At 40.5% G+C, this 14032-nt stretch carries 12 protein-coding genes and 1 pseudogene; 2 read left to right on the plus strand and 11 right to left on the minus strand.

Annotation, left to right across the window (positions count from 1 at the left end; genetic code table 11):
- Positions 1-425 precede the first annotated feature (425 nt).
- Positions 426-1592 (plus strand): sigma-70 family RNA polymerase sigma factor, encoded by a 1167-nt coding sequence (locus tag AABI99_RS15665; protein ID WP_338367023.1) that lies wholly within the window; start codon positions 426-428, stop codon positions 1590-1592.
- 114 nt (positions 1593-1706) lie between these two features.
- Here AABI99_RS15665 and AABI99_RS15670 read toward each other — a convergent pair whose 3' ends face one another.
- On the minus strand, positions 1707-2267 hold the full coding sequence (locus AABI99_RS15670) for a hypothetical protein (protein ID WP_338367024.1): 561 nt from the start codon (positions 2265-2267) through the stop codon (positions 1707-1709).
- A gap of 104 nt (positions 2268-2371) precedes the next feature.
- Between AABI99_RS15670 and AABI99_RS15675 the strand changes: the two genes are divergently transcribed.
- Positions 2372-3325, plus strand: coding sequence for a helix-turn-helix domain-containing protein (locus AABI99_RS15675; protein ID WP_338367025.1), 954 nt, complete (start codon positions 2372-2374; stop codon positions 3323-3325).
- Positions 3326-3381: 56 nt separating this feature from the next.
- Here AABI99_RS15675 and AABI99_RS15680 read toward each other — a convergent pair.
- From AABI99_RS15680 to AABI99_RS15725, 10 genes and pseudogenes are all read right to left on the minus strand, one after another.
- Positions 3382-3624, minus strand: a pseudogene (locus tag AABI99_RS15680) (endonuclease III); the annotation flags it as partial.
- A gap of 85 nt (positions 3625-3709) precedes the next feature.
- A complete protein-coding gene (locus AABI99_RS15685; RefSeq protein ID WP_338367026.1) occupies positions 3710-5116 on the minus strand; it encodes a serine hydrolase in 1407 nt (468 codons plus the stop codon).
- A gap of 120 nt (positions 5117-5236) precedes the next feature.
- On the minus strand, positions 5237-5869 hold the full coding sequence (gene nth, locus AABI99_RS15690; RefSeq protein WP_338367027.1) for an endonuclease III: 633 nt from the start codon (positions 5867-5869) through the stop codon (positions 5237-5239).
- A 44-nt stretch (positions 5870-5913) separates the two neighbouring features.
- The gene (locus AABI99_RS15695) at positions 5914-6612 is read right to left on the minus strand and encodes an electron transport complex subunit E (RefSeq protein ID WP_338367028.1); all 699 of its coding nucleotides are present in this window, start codon (positions 6610-6612) and stop codon (positions 5914-5916) included.
- A complete protein-coding gene (rsxG, locus tag AABI99_RS15700; RefSeq protein WP_338367029.1) occupies positions 6609-7247 on the minus strand; it encodes an electron transport complex subunit RsxG in 639 nt (212 codons plus the stop codon). The genes AABI99_RS15695 and rsxG overlap by 4 nt, the downstream gene beginning before the upstream one ends.
- A complete protein-coding gene (gene rsxD, locus AABI99_RS15705; RefSeq protein ID WP_338367030.1) occupies positions 7244-8302 on the minus strand; it encodes an electron transport complex subunit RsxD in 1059 nt (352 codons plus the stop codon). Before rsxD ends, rsxG begins: the two co-directional genes overlap by 4 nt.
- Entirely contained in the window at positions 8299-10527 is a 2229-nt protein-coding gene (rsxC, locus tag AABI99_RS15710; RefSeq protein WP_338367031.1) for an electron transport complex subunit RsxC, read from the minus strand. Before rsxC ends, rsxD begins: the two co-directional genes overlap by 4 nt.
- Before the next feature lie 8 nt (positions 10528-10535).
- Positions 10536-11090, minus strand: coding sequence for an electron transport complex subunit RsxB (rsxB, locus tag AABI99_RS15715; RefSeq protein ID WP_338367032.1), 555 nt, complete (start codon positions 11088-11090; stop codon positions 10536-10538).
- 1 nt (position 11091) lies between these two features.
- Positions 11092-11673, minus strand: coding sequence for an electron transport complex subunit RsxA (gene rsxA, locus AABI99_RS15720; protein ID WP_004589478.1), 582 nt, complete (start codon positions 11671-11673; stop codon positions 11092-11094).
- 211 nt (positions 11674-11884) lie between these two features.
- Complete coding sequence (locus AABI99_RS15725) at positions 11885-13828, minus strand: GGDEF domain-containing protein (RefSeq protein WP_338367033.1); 1944 nt, start codon at positions 13826-13828, stop codon at positions 11885-11887.
- Between the last annotated feature and the right edge of the window lie 204 nt (positions 13829-14032).

Raw genomic sequence — 14032 nt, forward strand, 5'->3', positions numbered from 1 at the left:
CATCCATACGTGCATGAACTGTTATTTGTAAGTTCATGTAAGGAACCATCGATACTATGTGTTCACCTAAGTGAAATCTTTCTCGCTCTATTTCATCGCCTATTGCTATATTAAAAAATTCTTTTAACTAGGAGTGCGCTTTTAATAGCAGGCAGAAAAAAGAGCTAACTCCTCGCTTTGCTCTCTTACTTAGCTTACTACTCCCTCCAATAATTATTTTTTTAACTAGTTGTGACTATTTCAGCGATACTGCGAATAACTAGATAAGACGATTATGTGAGTATTACAGTGCAGCTAAAGTCTTTATATTTAAATATGTACAGGCTGCGTTGCATTAGCCACAACTTTGCACCTGTTGCTTTTAAAAACAGATACATTAGAAATAATACGTGATGAGATTAATTAAATGATGGATTTATGCCTACATGAACACCAATAAAAAAGCACTGTTTGCTCAAACAATGGAGCAGCATAAAGGCATTATTTATAAAGTTGTTAACTCTTACTGTCAAAACCAACACGACAGGCAAGACCTAGCGCAAGAAATACTCACCACCATGTGGCTTGCTTATGATAATTACGACAAAGACTATAAGTTTTCTACGTGGATGTACCGAATAGCACTTAATGTGGCGATTTCCTATTACCGCAAAGACAGTAAACGAGAAGATAAAGCCAATGAAAGTGAGCAGTGCATTGTGCACATAGCCGACCTCTCAGCGCACAATGATAAAAGCGAAGAGGTTAAGCAGCTTTATGAATTTATAGCAAAGCTCGATAAGTTAAATAAAGCCATAGTATTGCTGTATTTAGAAGGCGAACCCCATCAAAGCATAGCGACGAGTTTAGGCATAAGTAAAACCAACGTCGCTACGCGAATTGGCCGCATTAAAGAAACACTAAAAAATCAATTTGAAAAACAGGGGCTTAATATGAATTTAGATAACATAAAAAACACATGGCAGCAGCAAAATAGTGTTAACGAATCGGCCATTACAATAAATCAATCACTGCTGAGCGAAACAAAAGTGAATAAACAAATGAAAGAGCTTAATACTATGAAGTGGGCACGTATTATTGAAAGCGCAGCCTTCTTTTTTATTATTGTTTTATTGGGGCAGTATATTGCAAATAACTTTAGTGTTTCAGCGCCTTCAATATCTGTGTTGATACTGAGTGTATTTTCCATTGCTGGCTTTGCAGGTAATATTGGCCAAATAGTGCATATTGCTAACGTTGATTATGCAAAGCCAATTAGCCAACTTCAAAAAGACGTTTACCGCCTTTGCTCACATAAATTACAACTAACTAAGTTGTTGCTTATGTCTGCACCTTTTTATATGGCTTATGTGTTTATTGGGTTTGATGTGCTATTTGAAATTGACTTGTATGCACACCTAGAACAACACATGGTTTGGTTTTACAGCGTGTCATCGCTTCTACTTTTAATAATTACAAGCTGCGTATTAGCTAAACTAAACTACAAAAATATCGCAACTCCTTGGGTTAAAAGCAGCATTGCATTTATTGTCGGTGAGCGTTTAGTAACTATGGCGCAATTTATAAATAATATAGACTCGACAGACAGCTAAATAATTAGCTGTCTTACTTTCAAGTTACACATAGCTATTCCATTGAGGCATTAAATGTACCTAAGGTGAGTTGTACCAGCCCAATATTGGTTTAAATAAGCAGGTAAGTGCTAGTTAAGTTTTGTATATATTTTTAACTCGCATCATTGGAAATGGCTTGAATGGATTGCGACCAAGCTGAATAAAAGTAAACTTCACCAAAGCTTTATGAAACCCTGCGTTTGGAATTACGCTTTTAACGTCTTTAATAAACGAGCGACTGATCCCCATTCTAAAGACACCTAGTGAAAAATCCACTAAGTCTGCTTTTCTAAATGTCTCAGCAAGCTTTGCATATGGCCCACTGTATTCACTAATTAAGTGGTGCATATCTATAATTATTTGAATTTCTTCCTTCCACTCACTCAACCCTTGGTTCTCTAACCACTGATGGCAATCTTGATATGATGGCACAAGGTAATCGACTCTATCGTGAGTCCATAGTGCAATATCATGGAATACTGCCGCTACTTGTATTTTCATACTTTCTTCATCTGTAATATCAGGCAGTAGATAATGGCAAAAATTGAGCATTCTGGTTATGTGATTTCTGTAACCAAAGTAATCGCATTTAATAACATCACGGTATTGTTCTAAAATTTCATCCACAAGCGGGTAACTAGTAACAACTTTCATTGAGTTAATCTCATATAATTTAAATAACACATATATTGTAATTATATGAAATTTGCTTGGAATGGCTATAATGGCAAATAATTATACTATTAGGCCAAATTTATATGATTGAAGTTGCCGTGGTTGCTTTTGAAGGGATTAGTTTGTTTCACCTTTCTGTACCACTTGCCATTTTTAGAGATGCGGTTCCAAGTGAGCAAAAGTTATTTAATGTTCGTATATGCTCTCAAACGAACCGACATGTTCATTTATCTGATGGCTTAAGTATTGCTATTCATCATGACATTTCTATTATTAAGCAATCCGACCTTATTATTGTACCAAGTTGGCTGCCTAACCAAGTTCCAAGTAGCCAGTTGCAAGAACAACTTATCGAAGCTAAAAAGGATAAAAAATTAATTGTTGGCTTATGCCTCGGAGCCTATTCTTTAGCTTATAGTGGGCTACTAGATGGTCTGAGAGCTACAACTCACTGGAAGTACGGGGACGATTTTAAAAAAAGGTTTCCTTTGCTTACCTGCGATATAAACCCATTGTATATAGTAGAAGATAACATCATTACATCAGCTGGCAGTGCAGCGGCTATCGACTGTTGCCTTCACATTGTGAAGCATTATTATAGCGCCAAAGTGGCAAACCAAATCGCACGAGTCATGGTCTCTTCTCCCGAGCGAAGTGGGGGGCAAAATCAATATATTGAAAACCCAGCAATAAAAAAGCCAAGCGACGCAAGAATTGCTAATTTAATCGATCTTGTATTAGAAAACATCTCGGATAATTACACATTAAACGGCGCAGCCAATTACTGCATGATGAGCGTTCGTAGCTTTAGCCGAAACTTTAAATCAGCCAATGGCATCAGTTTTAATACTTGGTTAATCGATGCTCGTCTTAATCACAGTTTGGAATTACTGGAATCGACAAGTTTGTCTGTCACAGAAGTATCTGAAAAATCAGGCTTTAGTTCGGAGCAAATTTATCGAAAACATTTTTTTCATAAGTATGGGGTGGCTCCCAAAGCATGGCAAAAAATGTTTAAGAGTAAAAGTACTCGTTAATAGCTACGGTTCATTGATGCAAACCCGCTGTTTGAATATTATTTAACTCCCTTTAATTACTCAGTTTTTTCTTTAAACTCGCACAAGTCTTCGATAATGCAGCTGCCACATTTAGGTTTACGTGCTACGCAGGTGTAACGCCCTTGTAGTATTAACCAGTGGTGTACGTCTACTTTAAATTCTTTAAGGACAACCTTTTCGAGCTTTTACTCAACAGCGACTACATCTGTGTCTATAGCAAATTTGATGCAGTTAGAAACACGAAAAATATGCGTGTCTTCGGCAATGATCGGCCAGCCTAAAGGTAAGAAAAATAGATTTTATTTTAAACTATGGCCTCGCAGCATACCCATATTGACGGTCATTTTTGTGCGATAAACGTACTTACAGTTGCTTATTATGACCATAATTGTCACTTACATAATCACTTTTAAAATCGGATTTAATCGCTAACGACTTACGGAAAGTGCTTTTCGCCGTTTCAAAGTCTCCTTTTGATAAGTAAGCAAATGCTAAGCTATCGTATACTTGCGGCGCATTAGGGAAAAGGGATATTAAATACTTAAACATATCAAACGCTGCTGTCCATGACTCTGACTTAAGCAGCTCCATGCCTAATTCATTGATTGTTCGACCAATAAACTGCTTATAACCGTTCTCGCGGTATGTCTTCTTAAAGTGTTTAAAAAACTCTTTTGGACCACTTGATTGGTAAAACTCGAAAGCAAAGTTTTTTTCCAATGGCTTTATCGGTTCATATTTACCATTTTGAATAAAAGACAAAATTCGGCTAGAAATTCGCTCTGCAATTAGGTGATCGGAATTGGCCAAGACGACAATTTCATAACCATTTTCCAAATCAACCTCAACAGCAGCACTCACTCCCAACCCTCCACCATATGAGGCCCAATGGGAGCCATCCATTGCAAATGACTTACGATTTGTATGGTCAGAGTTCTTTAGTAGTTTATCGGTGTAAAAGAGCGCTCGATAAAACTGTTGAACATCTATAACTGTAGACTCAATGCCGCCATCCGGGCTTGGATTTTCTGTAACACCAACTCGTTTCAACGTATTATTGTACTTATAGGTATATCGTATCGACTGGTGCTCATGATAGTTCATAGGCTTGAAGGTTGTTGATGACATGCCAATTGGATTAAAAATATTGTTTGCAAGTAATTTTTCGAATGATTGGCCTGTTACTTTTTCAAGAATGGCTCCCAACACTACATAACCGTAGTTTGAATATTTATAATCGCTATCAGGTTCGAATAAGAGAGGGGTGTGTATTAACAGTTTTAGTTTTTTTTCTATAGTATCAAACGCGAGTTGATTCTCACGATATTCAGCTACAAAGATATCAGCAAATCCAGCTCTATGATTTAGTAAATGTTCAATTGTAATTTTCTCGGCATGAAGCTGTTTAAAGCCTAACTCAAACGTAATGAGTTTGTCACTTAACTTTAGCTTTCCAGCTTCTACTTGTTTCAAGATTAGGACTTTGGTGAAGTCTTTCATTATTGATCCAAGATTATAGCGGCTTTGAGTACTGTTCTTTAATTCTTTTTCAATATCCTGAAAACCATAGGAAGATGAAAATACCTCTTTACCTTCTTTCGTTATCAGCACATTTCCTGAAAACCACCCCATTTTTTGGTATTGAATTGCGATTTTATCTGCAACTTCAGACACTTTCATATTCTTATTTTGTGTATTTTCCTCGACTGCATAAGCCGTTGAAAATATTGCAAAGTATATAAGAAGGGTTACAGTGATATTTCGAATCATGAGCGTGACACTATTCTGTTAAATTAATTTAGTAATGAGTTAATTGCATAGGATTCTGTTGCAACATTTCTCACTTTTTTAATTAAACTATTAATAACAAACTTCATAAACCCTTGCTAGTTAATCAGTCTTGTCTTTAAACTCACACAAGTCTTCTATTATACACGAGCCACATTTAGGTTTTCGTGCAACACAGGTATAGCGCCCGTGTAGTATTAACCAGTGGTGCACATCTACTTTAAATTCTTTAGGGACAACCTTTTCAAGTTTTTGTTCTACGGCGACTACATCTTTGCCCATCGCAAATTTGGTGCGGTTTGAAACACGAAAAATATGCGTGTCTACGGCAATGGTTGGCCAGCCAAAAGCCGTGTTGAGTACGACATTTGCGGTTTTGCGGCCAACACCGGGGAGGGCTTCAAGGGCTTCGCGGTTTTCGGGAACAATGCCGTTATGTTGATCAACCAATATTTGGCACATTTTGAACACGTTTGCGGCTTTTGAATTAAATAAGCCAATGGTTTTTATATAATCGCGAAGCGCATCGTGGCCAATATCTAAAATGGCTTGTGGCGTATTAGCAACCGGAAATAATTTACGGGTTGCTTTATTTACCCCTACATCGGTAGCTTGTGCAGAGAGCGTAACGGCAACAAGTAGCTCAAATGGGCTTGAATATTCAAGCTCGGTTTCTGGATGCGGGTTTTGTTCGCGCAAGCGCGAGAGTATTTGGTGACGTTTTTCTTTATTCATGCAACTTAAAACGCATTAGCTAATAGCGTTAATGCGTTTTCCCCTTAAGTTAAGCTAGTAACACGTGCGCGTGGCCCTTTTTCGGCTTCTGGCGGCGTTACTTGTTTTGATTTTATTTGTGCGTCAATAACATTTTTTGCAGCGATTAACAGCCCAAGCCCTAAAAAGGCACCTGGTGGTAAAATAGCGAGTAAAAACTGGCTATCAAAACTAAATATTTCCAAGCGTAGGCTTTGTGCCCATGACCCTAGGAGCAAATCGGCGCCATCAAATAATGTACCTTGGCCTATCAGTTCGCGCATTGCACCGAGTACTAACAGTACGGCCATAAAGCCTAAGCCCATCATAAAGCCATCGAATGCAGATAGGTGAACTGGGTTTTTAGAGGCATATGCCTCTGCACGGCCAATAATGGCGCAGTTAGTCACGATGAGTGGAATAAATATGCCTAATGATTGATATAAGCCAAAGGTGTACGCATTCATAAGTAGCTGAACTATGGTCACAAAGCCTGCAATAATCATTACAAATACCGGAATACGAATGTCTTTAGGCACCCAATTGCGCACAACTGAAACAGTAATATTAGAGCCAACTAACACCAACAACGTGGCTAACCCTAGGCCAAGTGCGTTGGTTACTGTTGAGGTAACGGCTAAAAGCGGGCATAAACCGAGTAGCTGCACGAGCGCGGGGTTATTTACCCATACGCCTTCTTTATATAAAGTTTTTAACTCACTCATGGTGTTACCTCTTGGCAAGCATTAGGCTTGGCAAAAATATCGTCAAAGTTGGTTTTGGCAAATAATACAGCATTTTTTACTGAGCCCACCACGGCGCGAGGGGTAATAGTAGCGCCGGTAAATTGGTCAAACTGGCCGCCATCTTTTTTTACCGCCCAACGTGCATCGTCTTCACTTTGAGCGGTTAAATCGTTAAATGTTGTGATCCATAATGACTTTTTAATTTCTATTTTATCGCCCAAGCCGGGCGTTTCTTCGTGCTTAGTGGTTCGCACGCCAGCAATGGTGCCATCAGCAAGTACGGCGGTTAATAAGTTAATATCGCCACTGTAACCACTAGGTGTTACGTGCCTGATTACCAGTGCAACAGGTTGCTCATTTTTATAAGCGCGGTAAATAACTTGATCAGGGTAGGGCCCAAGTTGTTCATCACTCATAATTACGCAATTGGTATTGAGCTGATTATCGTAGCTGCGTGGGTTTAACACCTCTTGTAGTTGTGAGGTTAATTGCAAGCGTTCTTGCTCGGCAATTTTATCGGCGGTAAAGGCATCAATTGAGGCAACTAAGCCTGTTGTGATCAGTGCAAAGGCCGTTAATATCGCGCCATTTTTAGCCATTGATGAAATAATCATTTTACTGCTCCGTGGCCGTAAGTGCGTGGTTGGGTGTAGTAATCAATCAGTGGTACAGCAATATTAATGAGTAATACACTAAAGGCGACTGCATCTGGGAAACCACCAAAGGTGCGAATTAAATACACTAATAAGCCAATTAACGCGCCATAAATTAAGCGCCCTTTATTGGTTGTAGCAGCGGATACAGGATCAGTGGCGATAAAAAATGCACCCATCATGGTTGCGCCACTTAATAAGTGAAAGACCATACCAGGCTCGGTACCTGGCGCGGCAATATAGCCAATGGCACTGCACAGTGCTAGTGAGCCTATAAAGCTTACTGGAATATGCCAGTTTATAATTTTAGCTTTTAATAGGTATAAACCACCGGCTAAAAAGCCTAGGTTAACCCATAGCCAACCAAGCCCCGTCCATTGCCCAAATATTGGTTTTTGCATGCTTTCGCTAACGGTTAGGCCATGTGCTACATCGGTTTTAACTGTATCAAGCGGCGTGGCCATGGTGAGACCATCAACGCCGGCACGGACTTGATCAACACTAAAGCCCAGCGCGGTAAAGTCGGTAAATATAAGGCGTAACTGGTCAATAAAGCCAATAGGCGCATTAAGTAAATCGGTAACGGGTAACCAACCGGTCATCTGCACTGGGAAAGATATAAGTAATAATACATATGCAGCCATTGCTGGGTTAAATAAATTAAACCCAAGTCCACCATAAAGCTGTTTTACGATGACGATGGCAAATAAACAGCCAATAATGATCACCCACCAAGGTGCCAGTGGCGGAATGCTCAGCGCTAATAACACACCAGTAAGCCATGCACTACCATCACTTAAAGCTGGCCAAATTGGACGTTTTCGCATTAACATAATGGCAGCTTCAAATACACTCACAGCAACAAGTGCCAGTACTAACTGAATAAGTACACCGGTGCCAAAAAATACCACTTGCGCTATCAACCCAGGAATACACGCTGCAATAACAGTTAGCATTAATCGCGTTAACGACTTATGGCTATGGTTGTGCGGCGAACTGGCCATGGTTAATTTCATGACTGATCATTTCCTTCTTTTTGTAACTTTTTAGCTTTGGCGCGCGCAATGGCGGCGGCCACGGCAGCTTTTTTCTTTTCTTCAGCGGTTTGTGTTGGCTCTGATTTGCGCTCAGAGGCAGCCTCGTCGCTCTGCTCAGAAGCTGAGTGCTCACTTTGAGCAGATTGCTCGGCTTCTTTAGCGGCCTTTTTAGCTTTTGCACGGGCAATAGCAGCCGCTACGGCCGCTTTTTTATCATCAGCTGGAGCTTGTGCTTCATCGCTTTGTGGCTGTGCATCTTGCTCAGCTTGTGCCGCTTTTTTATCATCAGCTGGAGCTTGTGCTTCATCGCTTTGTGGCTGTGCATCTTGCTCAGCTTGCGCCGCTTTTTTAGCTTTTGCACGAGCGATAGCAGCCGCTACTGCTGCTTTTTTATCATCAGCTGGGGCGCTTGCTGCATCGTTTTGTGGCTCAGCACTTTGCTCAGCTTGCGCCGCTTTTTTCGCTTTTGCACGGGCAATAGCGGCCGCTACCGCTGACTTTTTATCATCAGGTGCTGGTGATGATTCGCTCTGGGCAGCTTTTTGCTCTTTATATTTACGAGCTTGCTCTTTACGAAGCGCACGTTCTTTTGCAACTTCACTGTTATCTGGCTCTAGTTCTTCGCCTTGCTGTTTTTTCGCTTTAGCGCGAGCAATTGCAGCAGCTACAGCTGATTTTTCATCGCCTTTATCTGATTTGTTTTTAACACGAGCTAGTGCATCTGCTACTTTTTGTTTTTCATCTGATGATTTAGCGGCCGGTTTACGTTTATGGCGATTTTGGCGTTCTTGCTGCTCGCGCTCTAGGCGCTCTTTACGTGCATCAAAACGCTCTTTTGCTCTATCGGCTTTTATTTTTTCTGCCTGTTGTTCTTTTATTTCTACTTTCGCTACACGGTAATAATGTACCAGTGGGATTTCGCTCGGGCACACATAGGCACACGCACCACATTCAATACAATCAAATAAGTTGTGCTCTTGTAGTTTGTCGTACTCTTTTGACTTTGCAAACCATTGTAATTGCTGTGGTAATAACGAAGCAGGGCAGGCATCTGCACAGGCACTACAGCGTATACAGGCTTTTTCAGGTCCAGGCTCTGCTAGCTCTTTATGATCAGGGGCTAAAATACAGTTGGTGGTTTTAATAACCCCAATACGCACTGTGGGTAAGGTAAAGCCCATCATCGGCCCGCCCATAACAACGCGCTGCTGTGGTACGGGTGAAAAACCTTGGCAATCTAGCAAGTGTTTAACTTCTGTACCTAATAATGCCCATACATTACCTGCATTATGGATAGTGTTACCTGTTACTGTAACAACGCGTTCTATAAGCGGTTTACCTTCGTACACTGCCTGCTGCACAGCAAACAAAGTTCCGGTGTTATGCACTAAAATTCCAATGTCGGCAGGAATGCCACCACTGGGTACTTCGCGGTTTGTAAGTAATTTAATTAATTGTTTTTCGCCACCTGAAGGGTAAACAGTAGGCACAGTTTGAATAATAATATTAGCGTTATGCTCTGCAGCACTTTTCATAGCCGCGATGGCTTCAGGTTTATTATCTTCTATGCCAACAATACACAGCGTTGGGCTTAAAATTTGCTGCATTAACTCAATGCCTTGCACAACTTGCTTAGCATGTTCACGCATTAATACATCGTCGGCTGTTATGTAGGGCTCACACTCAACAGCATTAACAATTAAAAACTCAATAGGTTGTTTTATATCGGCTTTTACATAAGTAGGAAAGCCTGCTCCCCCCATACCACTAATACCTGCTTGATGAATTATATCGACTAATTCATCGTGACTAAGCTCACTTGGGTCAGGTGTAGGGGTCAGTTCGCACCATTGATCTTTGCCATCAGGCTCAATAATAATACTTAGCTCAGGTAAAGCCGATGGATGCGCCGAGGGCATCGAAGAAATATCAGTGATGGTGCCAGAGCTTGGGGCGTGAACAGGCACAGACCAATTTGCCACAGGCTTGGTGAGTGCTTGACCTTTCAGTACCTGTTGGCCTTTTTCGACAATTAATTTACCGTTAGCACCAATATGCTGCTTAATAGGTACAACTAACTTATCTGGTAGCGGTAGTCTTGCAATACGCGCACTATTAGAGAGTGTTTTTTGTTGTGGTGGATGCACGCCGCCAGGAAATGGCCAAACTATGCCTTTTTTAATTTGTTCAAGTAACTTTTCCACTCAAACCTCTAATCTATTTGTGTGACGGGAATAGCATCAAGTTGCCATTTCCAGTTTTGTTTTGTCTCGGCTACAGGCAGCATATCAATGCAATCTACAGGGCAAGGCTCTACACATAAATCGCAGCCAGTACACTCATCTATTAATACGGTGTGCATTTGGCGTGTAGCACCAACAATGGCATCCACAGGGCATGCCTGAATACATTTAGTACAGCCTATGCATTCGTCTTCACGTATATAAGCAACGGTTTTTATTGGCTCCGCTTGCTCGCCACCAGCAAGGGGCTTAGGTTCAACGCCCATTAAATCGGCCAGCTTTTTAACCGTTGCTTCACCACCTGGTGGGCATTTATTAATTTCATCCCCGTTGGCAATTGCCTCAGCGTAGGGGCGACAGCCCGGGTAGCCACATTGCCCACACTGAGTTTGTGGTAAGATAGTATCTATTTGCTCTACAATCGGGTCACCTTCTACACGAAAGCGAATAGCTGCAAAGCCTAAAATAAGTCCAAATACAAGCGCTAGCGAGCCAAGCGCTATCAAGGCATACATCAAGGTCATATTAAAACTTCACTAATCCGGTAAAACCCATAAACGCCATCGACATTAAGCCGGCGGTGATCATGGCTATTGAGGCGCCTTTAAACGGGGTGGGAACATCTGCAGCGGCAAGACGTTCGCGCAGGGCTGCAAATAATACAAGCACTAATGAAAAGCCAACAGCTGCACCAAATCCATAGACGGCTGATTGCAAAAATGTGTGATCTTCTTTTATGTTAAGAAGCGCAACACCTAATACTGCACAGTTAGTGGTGATCAGCGGTAAAAATATACCTAATAAACGGTATAAAGTTGGGCTGGTTTTACGCACGACCATTTCGGTAAATTGCACCACAACGGCAATCACTAAAATAAAACTCATGGTGCGTAAAAATTCGATATCAAGCGGCGCTAAAATATATTGATTGACTAAATAGCTGGTTACAGAGGCAAGTGTAAGCACAAATGTAGTTGCTAAAGACATGCCAATAGCGGTATCAAGCTTGCCTGATACACCCATAAATGGACATAAGCCTAAAAATTGTACCAATACAAAGTTATTAACTAGAACCGTTCCAATTAATAACAAGACATATTCAGTCATGTGTGCCTCGCGCTATTAAAATCCTGTGTATTATCCTTTTTTCTGCCCCGATAAACAACATATGCGAGTCGTTATCAGTTAAATAAACACGGTAAAATAATCTTGCGATCACAAAGCTGTAAAATTTATGTGATTTTAAAGTAAGTGAAAAATTAAGCGTTTAAAACACAAAAAGAGCAACATGTGCTCTTTTTGTGTTTTTAGGCCTAGCTTAAATATCTTTTGGTTTTTCTATGTAATAACCTTGTACGCCATCAAGGCAGAGCGTTTCTACTATGTGCTTTTCTTCTTGGCTTTCAACGCCCTCAGCAAACACACTCACACCAATGCGGTGGGCTAAATCAACCATTAGTCGCATAAAGTATTGGTTGTTCTTGTCATCTTCTAGGCCGCGTGTGTAACTGGCATCCATTTTAATAAAGTCGGGTTTTAAATCACGGAAAAACTTAAACGAAGTTAACCCTACGCCAAAGCGCTCAACTGTTACGCGGGCGCCTACACGATGGACCATATCAATAAAGCGTTTACTGGCTTTAATATTTTGCTGTAGACCAAACTCACTTACTTCAAATACTAATTTAGAGGCTATATGCGTATCTTTTAGTAAGCGACGTTCTAACCAAATCACAAATTGGTCGTTATGGGCGCTTGAAGCGGTCACATTAAGGCCAAAAAACTTTTCAGACAGGTTACGGCTTTTAATTTTTTCAAGTGATGAGTCTATAATTAAACGATCAATCTCTATGGCCATATCGAGCTTTTCAGCCATAGCTAAAAATGAGGCAGTAGGGAGCACTTGGTTGTCTTCGGTTTTAAAGCGAACCTGTATTTCGGCATAAGCTTTAATGCTTTTACCCAGTGGCATAATATTTTGCATTACTAAGTGAACACGTTTTGATTCAATCACTTCGTTGATCACTTTACGCCAATTTTGGTTACCAAATCCTGCGCTTACATTATTGACTAAATCGGTTTCGCGTTGCACATGCCATGCATTAACCTGTTTAGACTGCGCCATGCTCATCGCGTTATCGACAACAGATAATAGCTCGCCCAGCGGCTTGCCTTTTTCATACCCCACAATGCCGGTATTAGCCACAGAGCTGAGCTCTTGGTTTTGTTGGTACTGAGTAAAGCGCGATTGCAGGTTTTCACCAAAACGTTCAGCTTCTTTAAGCGGGGTATTAGGTAATACGATTGCAAAGTCTGAGCTATTTAGCCTAAATACTTGGCTACCTGTGTATGTGCCGCTCAAATGCTTAATAATATCAGCAACACCTTTTACGTAATCATCGCCTTTTTGGTAACCACGGCTTTGGTTTATAGATTGCAATTCACTACAGCGTACAAGTGCTAATGAGCCAAAAGTGCTGCGCTCAGTGTTTTCAATGTGTTTCTCGTAATATTCAACAAACATATTACGGTTACCCAGCTCGGTAATTACATCTTTATACGCTTCTTGCTTAATGCTCAATGCAGCGTTTTGAATATCATCGTTTTTATTTTTTAAAAAATGCGAAAGGCGGTTAAAACTAGGCACTAAATCTTTACCTAGCTTCTTCATTTTACTGGCATCCAGTGCTGTGCTTAAATCATCACCAATTTGATTTTGGTTAATGTAAATATCTATCACATCGGCTACGGTCATACTGATGTTTTTATTTAAGCTATGAAAAATAGACTTCATTAATATAATGGGAATAATCACTAGCAGGGCAGAGATAAGAATAACAATAAACAGTGAGGTTTGTAGCTGCTGCGCTAAATGACTAATGTTAAGTATAAATTCTACTTTTATATCTGCAGCATCATTGACAGCAAATTGTGGACGAACAGAGTTAAAGCTAGATTGAACAAATTCAGCAAACATAGGAAGCTGGGCAGGGGAGTTGAGTGAAAATACTTCAGCCCCTTGGTAGTCTCTTAGTATAAAGCTTGAAAACACCTCACCGTTAGCCACTGCTTTTTTTATACTTTCTGATGACAGATTATCGCTTGTTAAGCTGTTAATGTAGCGAGTTACACTCGTTTGCGCTGACGTTTGTGCGTCACTTACAGCATTATTAAAGCTTACAGATATGAAGTAGCTTCCAGCCGCAACGCACAAAAGCCAAGACAGGATTTGTATAAAAATAAGTTTTTTAAAGCCAGCCATGTTATCAATCTTTTAATAGTTCAAAAGGAAAGGAATCAGGTCCTTGATTATTCAACTAATTAGCAACACATAAGAGCACGTACTATGTTTTAGTTATAATGCAGAAGAGTAGTGGAAAATTACTGAAATGTCTATGAAATTCTTGTGATTGGCTCCCCCTCCCCGACTCGAACGGGGGACCTGCGGATTAACAGTCCGTCGCTC

The sequence above is a fragment of the uncultured Pseudoalteromonas sp. genome (assembly GCF_963922945.1).
Classification (GTDB): domain Bacteria; phylum Pseudomonadota; class Gammaproteobacteria; order Enterobacterales; family Alteromonadaceae; genus Pseudoalteromonas.

Coding starts and splice junctions, on each gene's coding strand:
- AABI99_RS15725 (WP_338367033.1), bottom strand. CDS start 13,828: ATGGCTGGCTTTAAAAAACTTATTTTTATACAAATCCTGTCTTGGCTT.
- AABI99_RS15675 (WP_338367025.1), top strand. CDS start 2,372: ATGATTGAAGTTGCCGTGGTTGCTTTTGAAGGGATTAGTTTGTTTCAC.
- AABI99_RS15670 (WP_338367024.1), bottom strand. CDS start 2,267: ATGAAAGTTGTTACTAGTTACCCGCTTGTGGATGAAATTTTAGAACAA.
- rsxD (WP_338367030.1), bottom strand. CDS start 8,302: ATGAAATTAACCATGGCCAGTTCGCCGCACAACCATAGCCATAAGTCG.
- AABI99_RS15665 (WP_338367023.1), top strand. CDS start 426: ATGAACACCAATAAAAAAGCACTGTTTGCTCAAACAATGGAGCAGCAT.
- AABI99_RS15685 (WP_338367026.1), bottom strand. CDS start 5,116: ATGATTCGAAATATCACTGTAACCCTTCTTATATACTTTGCAATATTT.
- AABI99_RS15695 (WP_338367028.1), bottom strand. CDS start 6,612: ATGAGTGAGTTAAAAACTTTATATAAAGAAGGCGTATGGGTAAATAAC.
- rsxB (WP_338367032.1), bottom strand. CDS start 11,090: ATGACCTTGATGTATGCCTTGATAGCGCTTGGCTCGCTAGCGCTTGTA.
- rsxA (WP_004589478.1), bottom strand. CDS start 11,673: ATGACTGAATATGTCTTGTTATTAATTGGAACGGTTCTAGTTAATAAC.
- rsxG (WP_338367029.1), bottom strand. CDS start 7,247: ATGATTATTTCATCAATGGCTAAAAATGGCGCGATATTAACGGCCTTT.
- nth (WP_338367027.1), bottom strand. CDS start 5,869: ATGAATAAAGAAAAACGTCACCAAATACTCTCGCGCTTGCGCGAACAA.